Annotated in this window: 7 protein-coding genes; all 7 read left to right on the top strand. The window is 39.1% G+C overall.

Annotated elements, in window-relative coordinates; translation table 11 throughout:
* Positions 1 to 85 precede the first annotated feature (85 nt).
* The 7 genes from ASE74_RS24710 (at position 86) to ASE74_RS08815 (ending at position 5,440) form a co-directional block, all read left to right on the top strand.
* The gene (locus ASE74_RS24710; protein WP_157255380.1) at positions 86 to 238 is read left to right on the top strand and encodes a hypothetical protein; all 153 of its coding nucleotides are present in this window, start codon (positions 86 to 88) and stop codon (positions 236 to 238) included.
* 64 nt (positions 239 to 302) lie between these two features.
* The gene (locus tag ASE74_RS08840) at positions 303 to 1,286 is read left to right on the top strand and encodes a helix-turn-helix transcriptional regulator (RefSeq protein WP_055907318.1); all 984 of its coding nucleotides are present in this window, start codon (positions 303 to 305) and stop codon (positions 1,284 to 1,286) included.
* 175 nt (positions 1,287 to 1,461) lie between these two features.
* Positions 1,462 to 2,385 (top strand): NADP-dependent oxidoreductase, encoded by a 924-nt coding sequence (locus ASE74_RS08835; RefSeq protein WP_055907316.1) that lies wholly within the window; start codon positions 1,462 to 1,464, stop codon positions 2,383 to 2,385.
* A gap of 25 nt (positions 2,386 to 2,410) precedes the next feature.
* A complete protein-coding gene (locus ASE74_RS08830; protein WP_055907313.1) occupies positions 2,411 to 3,328 on the top strand; it encodes an SDR family oxidoreductase in 918 nt (305 codons plus the stop codon).
* Between the two features lie 83 nt (positions 3,329 to 3,411).
* Complete coding sequence (locus ASE74_RS08825) at positions 3,412 to 4,491, top strand: alkene reductase (protein WP_055907310.1); 1,080 nt, start codon at positions 3,412 to 3,414, stop codon at positions 4,489 to 4,491.
* A 22-nt stretch (positions 4,492 to 4,513) separates the two neighbouring features.
* The gene (locus tag ASE74_RS08820) at positions 4,514 to 4,975 is read left to right on the top strand and encodes a hypothetical protein (protein ID WP_055907307.1); all 462 of its coding nucleotides are present in this window, start codon (positions 4,514 to 4,516) and stop codon (positions 4,973 to 4,975) included.
* A 75-nt stretch (positions 4,976 to 5,050) separates the two neighbouring features.
* Positions 5,051 to 5,440, top strand: coding sequence for an MmcQ/YjbR family DNA-binding protein (locus tag ASE74_RS08815; RefSeq protein ID WP_055907304.1), 390 nt, complete (start codon positions 5,051 to 5,053; stop codon positions 5,438 to 5,440).
* Positions 5,441 to 6,000: the final 560 nt, after the last annotated feature.

Below are 6,000 nucleotides of genomic sequence, written 5' to 3'. Positions count from 1 at the left end.
CGCAGTCACCCACGACACCCTTGTCTCGAGCTAACACTTCCTACTGCTAAGCGTGTTCGGGACTTGAACCCTATAGTCGATTGCCATGCCCGGCGCACAAAAGAAAAAGGCTTCGAAATTCGAAGCCTTTTCTACTTACGGGTCAGTGGCGGTGCGTAATTCGAACCATTTTATGGACGAATTGATTGAAATAGGCGGTTTTTCGAAAATTTTGGAAGATCAATCAAACCTGGAATAACTTAATAAATTGATGTATTTTTAAGCGATTTACATCATCTTTAGTTTATCAATTATTTATTTAAATGATTTTTGAATTTACAACAGCCCCCGGCTTTGATTTTATTACATTTTTCGCCAGGCATATCAATGCAACCGTCAGGGATAATTTCATGGAACTTCCAAGTACAATGGGAGAAGGTTATGTGCGCAAAGTTGGCTTCGGGAGCGATTTTAAATTAACGATTCATCATTACACCTTAAAGGAAGATTTGATTATCAAGCGAAATCCTTCCCCAGATACGAATAGCGTACGTACTTTTTTCTTCTATAATACCAATCAAGAGCTTGAAGTTAAATATGAGTATGAAGCGAATGTACCATTCTCACAAAAAAATAACGCTTCTATACTTTTATCTACCAATGACCTGAAGTCAGAAATCCGTTTTCCGGCTAACAGTAATATCCATTATGCAGTAATTGCAGTTGCTGCCGATAGACTGCGTACACTCCTATCAATTGAAAACCCTAATAGTACTATAAAAACCATCACAGGAGCAAATGCTTCGTTTCTCTTTTTCGAAAGTCTGGATACCGAAATGCAATTGCTTCTTAAAAACATAGTATCTGTTGATATGAACAATTCTATGAGTAATTTCTTTGTACAAATCAAGGTTCAGGAATTGATGTATCTGCTTTTCAGAAAGCTTTCACTTAGGGAGAATACTACTTTTAAAAGTATAAATAGTAACGATGCAGAAAAACTTTTGTTTATCCGTAATAAAATAATTGACGACCTCAGCACTCCACCTGTTATCGGTGAGCTAGCAGCTATCTCGGCTATGAGCGAGACCAAATTGAAACAGCTATTCAAACAGACATTTGGCGATACAATCTATAGTTATTACCAAAAGGCCAGAATGGAAGAAGCTGCCTTCCTATTAAAACAGGCCAAGCACTCCGTTTCCCAAGTCGGCTACGAGCTTGGGTTTTCGAACTTGAGCCACTTCAGCAGACTTTTTGAGAAACAGTACGGCGTTACGCCCAAAAAGTTCTCTTACACAGCTTAGACCTCAAGTATCCCCTATTAACATCCTTCCTATTGTCGGATAAGACTATTCTTTTGTCTTTTACAGCTATTTTACCCAATAGCTTTCAAATACCTTTGATTATATAATTAGTATCAAAAAAGGTTCATCACAATTGATGGAATGTACTTGGCTATTTATTAGATCCTATTAAAAAATGAAAGCAATACAATACAAAGACTACGGAAATTCCGCAGTCATCGCCCAGGTTGAAGTTCCAGCACCATCTATCCAGAGTGGAAATGAGTTGTTGGTTCAGGTTAAGGCCAGTGGCGTGAACCCAATAGATATCAAGATAAGGATGGGTCAAATGAAAGCTGCCCGCCCCGTCCAAATGCCGTTCACACCAGGAGGAGAAATAGCAGGAATAATTATCGCCATTGGAGATCAGGTAACAAGGTTTAAAGTGGGCGACGAAGTAATTGCCCTGACCAAAACAAATGGATATGCAGAATATGTAACGGTAAATGAAAACTTCCTGGTGCTAAAACCACAAGATCTTTCTTTCGTGGAAGCAGCATCGATAGGCGTTAATATTGGAACAGCACAATGTGTGTTATTTATGGCTGGGAAATTGGAAAAGGGACAAAGGGTATTGATCCAAGGTGGTGCAGGTGCAGCGGGTGGTGCGATGGTACAGATGGCCAAAGCTGCCGGAGCATATGTCATTGCAACCGCATCGGGAAAAGGTGTGGAACTTGCAAAAAGCCTTGGAGCCGACGAAGTAATAAACTATAAACTATATGACGTTACGGATTTTGTTAACAATGTGGATCTGGCGGTAGATACTGCTGGTGGCGAAGGACAGGCAAAACTTTTCTCCATTCTAAAACAGGGCGGCACATTATTGAGCATAGTGGTCCCACCATCACAAGAACTGGCAGAACAACACAAGGTCAAAGCAAGTTTTGTGGCCTCTAATATCTTAGCTCAAACCCTTGAAAATGGTATCGAACTGATAAAGAATGGAATATTCAAACCGGTTGTTTCCAAAATATTTAAGCTAAGTGAAGCCGCTATTGCCCAAGATTTTTTAACAGCTGGAGGCGTAAATGGCAAGGTTGTTCTTACAGTAGATTAATAATTTACAATTAAAATCTAATAAAATGAGTAAAAAGAAAGTTATAGTAGCAGGTGCCACTGGATATCTGGGAAGTCAGATTGTAAAAGAGTTGCTTAAACAAGGGGCAGATGTCACTGCTATGGTTAGAGCGGGTAGTAATAGAAGTACGCTCATCGAAATGGGTGTTAAATATTTTGAAGTAGGTGATATGATGGATGCATCTTCTTTAAACCAAGCTTTGTCACCAGACCATGGTTTCGATGCCATTGTTGCTAGTGCCGCAGGTTATACACGTCGTAAAAAACGAGACAGTGCAAAAACGGACACAGTCGGTTACAAAAACCTGGTTGACGCTACTAAAAAAGCTGGGATTCCTCGTTTTGTATTGATCTCAATCCTCGAATCTGACAAAGCTACAACAGTGCCCCATTTTCACAACAAATTCCTGATAGAGAAATACCTTAGAGAAGAAAAACAACCTTACATTGCCCTTAGGCCAGGAGCATTTTTAGATCAGACACCTGATTTTATAATCGATAAAATTAAGAAAGGAATACTGCCAACATTCTTAACTGGAACTTACGGGATTATCTACACACCACAATTAGCGAAATATACGGCTATGGCAGCTGTTATTCTACCTGATACTGAGTTAAATACTTCTATTGATGTAGGTTGGGAAAGACCTGTAAACGAGAAGATACTGAAAGCTGCATATGCAAGTGTTCTTAAAAAAGACATTCAAGCTAAGCCAGTGATTCCCTCATTCGTTCTTAAATTTATACTGCCTATTGTCGGGAAATTTAATGATAACATTTATGATATGATTCAAATGATAAAATGGATCGATACTGGTATTTATATTAGCAAAAACACAGAGAAACAAAAAGAACTTTTTGGAGAACTTCCAACTGTTGAAGAAAGCGTAAGACACTATTGCAGTGACCGTGGATTGATCTAACTAGAAACTTAAAAGACAGCAACTTATCCAATTGTAAAAATATTTTGTAAACAAAATATTGTTCATCACCTAAAATAAAAAACATGAAATTATTAGAAAAAGTAGTATTGGGAGCAAAAACCCTAAAAAATGCGATTGTAATGGCACCAATGACCCGTAGTCGTGCAAGCATCGCAGGTGTTGTACAGGACCTTACCGTATTGTATTATACACAGCGAGCAAGTGCCGGTTTGATCATTACCGAGGCAATAAATATATCTGAACAAGCAACTGGTAGCCCTTTCACACCTGGGTTATATAACCATGAACAAATTGAGGCTTGGAAAAAGGTAACCGCATCCGTACATACCAAGGGAGGTGTTATCTATGCACAACTATGGCACACTGGCCGGGTTGGACATTCGGTTGATAAAAACGGGATCCTCCCCGTCGCACCATCTTCAATCGGTATACAGGGACAGCAGCATTATACCTCACAGGGTATGAAAGATTACGAAACGCCAAGGGAATTGCCTAACTCAGAAATTAAACAAATCATAAAGGAGTATGGCCAGGCTGCAAAAAATGCTGTAGAAGCTGGCTTCGATGGAGTCGAACTACATGCGGCATTTGGATATTTGCCCAATCAGTTCTTATCAGAAAGCGCCAACAAGCGTAACGACGAATATGGTGGAAGCATAGCAAACAGAAACCGTTTTGTGCTCGAAGTAATGCAGGAACTGGTTAATGTAGCAGGCAATGAAAAAGTGGGAATTAAACTCTCACCAACTATCTATTATAATAATATAGAGAACAGTGATCCACAGGCACAATTCAAACCATTAATCGAAGCATTAAATGAATTGCCTTTAGCGTATGTTCATCTGATGAACGGCATGTTTCCGCTGGATCACCTTCCCCACTATCAAAAAAATGTAATGGAAACTTTTGGCCGTGTGAGCACCCATTTGGTAATCGCAAATGCAGGCTATACGAAAGAAAGCGGAGAAGCTGAACTGGACAAAGGCATAGCTAAACTAATTTCTTTTGGCTCGCCATTTGTAGCAAATCCTGACCTGCCAGAAAGATTTGTGCAGAACGCTGAACTGAACCAACCAGACCCGGCAACGATGTACGGTGGTGGAGAAAAAGGTTACACAGACTATCCATCTTTAGAAAATTAATTCTAAAGCAAGCAGAAACAACATGCCAACGAAAAAGCCTGCTCACGAGCAAAATTACACAGCGGAAGAACGCATAATTGCTGAACATATCATTGGGCTTGAAAAATCAGCACTCGACAAATGGTTCAATGATGACACTTCTGGCTACGAAAAACTTTGGCCTAAACGCAGCTTTACTTATTTCGATGCGGTTGTTACCCAGCGTATAGACGACCATGCCACTATTGCCAGGTTTCTAGAAACTATCGAGGGCAAGTTATTTGCTGGCACCTATGATTTTGTTAGTCCGCGTGTACAGATAGGCCAAGACATGGCCGTGCTTACTTTTCAGGTTTTTGCAAAAACTACGCTTATAGATCTGGAATATAACTGCGTTGAGGTATATCAAAAAGAGGCAGATGTACAGTGGCGGGTTATCCACTCCACATGGTCGTTTATCCGCCCCATGGATAAGAAATTCGGCAACGAGAAAAGTATAGTATAATACCTAATTTTATTGAAACCGTGACCTTTGTGGTTGCAATAGACTAGTTTTTTTAAAAAGTTAATGTAGTACAATATGGATGCAGAAAGTTTAAGGGAGTATTGTCTTTCCTTTGAGGGAGTAACCAATAAAATGGCTTTTACAAAGGCTAAAGCTGAATACGATAGAAACCTGTTGGCATTTTATGTAAAAGATAAGTGGTTCTGTTTTTTTAATGTAGATGAGTTTGATTTCTGCACCATAAAATGTGATCCAGAAGAATCTAAAATCCTGCAGGAAAAATATGAGGAGATAACTACGGGATATCACATGAACAAAAAACATTGGATAAGTATCCATTTTAATAAAAATATTCCTGATAATGTTATTAAAGAGTTGTTGAAAAAATCATATGAACTTGTGGAAGCTTCACTAATAAAAACCGAAAGACATGATATGGAAGAGGATGCGAATGACAGTGAGTAAAGATTAAATAATAGATTAAAACTCAGTAAATAATCATTTATAAATAGGGTAACAAGCATCATGGAAATAGTAATTGACAGTACTTTTTACCGTCCACCGACGCCTCTTGATGCATAAAGCGACTTTCTGTCCTCGTATAGGGAAATCCTGGATGCTGACCTCTGGAAAAAAGCCCTTGGAAGAAATTTCCTCTTTTCTATATCCACGGGTGGGAATGTTCTTCTCTCCAAGGATCTGCAGTTCCTTTCCTAGTTTGCCTACGGATGTAAGTTCGAAATAGTCCAGGATACCTTCTGGAAGCAATAGGCCGATGAGTGTTTGTGCGGCTTGGCTCAAAATGAAATAGTCTTTTGGTTTTACAAACTACAAAAGAAAGAAATTATTTAATTCCCCCAACTTTTTTGCTTGATCCACGAAATAACTAAACAATGTATTTTAAGAGCCTGCTGTTAAACAAAAAAAGGTCTCAACGTAATGTCAAGACCTTTCAAAATTCTGGGTGGCTGATGGGGCTCGAACCCACTATAAAAAATGATTTGTAAATATAGCATACCAAGCTG

The organism is Pedobacter sp. Leaf216, from assembly GCF_001421515.1.
Taxonomy (GTDB): domain Bacteria; phylum Bacteroidota; class Bacteroidia; order Sphingobacteriales; family Sphingobacteriaceae; genus Pedobacter.
This window is presented reverse-complemented; position numbering and strand designations above follow the sequence as displayed.

Coding starts and splice junctions, on each gene's coding strand:
- ASE74_RS24710 (WP_157255380.1), top strand. CDS start 86: ATGCCCGGCGCACAAAAGAAAAAGGCTTCGAAATTCGAAGCCTTTTCT.
- ASE74_RS08840 (WP_055907318.1), top strand. CDS start 303: ATGATTTTTGAATTTACAACAGCCCCCGGCTTTGATTTTATTACATTT.
- ASE74_RS08825 (WP_055907310.1), top strand. CDS start 3,412: ATGAAATTATTAGAAAAAGTAGTATTGGGAGCAAAAACCCTAAAAAAT.
- ASE74_RS08815 (WP_055907304.1), top strand. CDS start 5,051: ATGGATGCAGAAAGTTTAAGGGAGTATTGTCTTTCCTTTGAGGGAGTA.
- ASE74_RS08830 (WP_055907313.1), top strand. CDS start 2,411: ATGAGTAAAAAGAAAGTTATAGTAGCAGGTGCCACTGGATATCTGGGA.
- ASE74_RS08835 (WP_055907316.1), top strand. CDS start 1,462: ATGAAAGCAATACAATACAAAGACTACGGAAATTCCGCAGTCATCGCC.
- ASE74_RS08820 (WP_055907307.1), top strand. CDS start 4,514: ATGCCAACGAAAAAGCCTGCTCACGAGCAAAATTACACAGCGGAAGAA.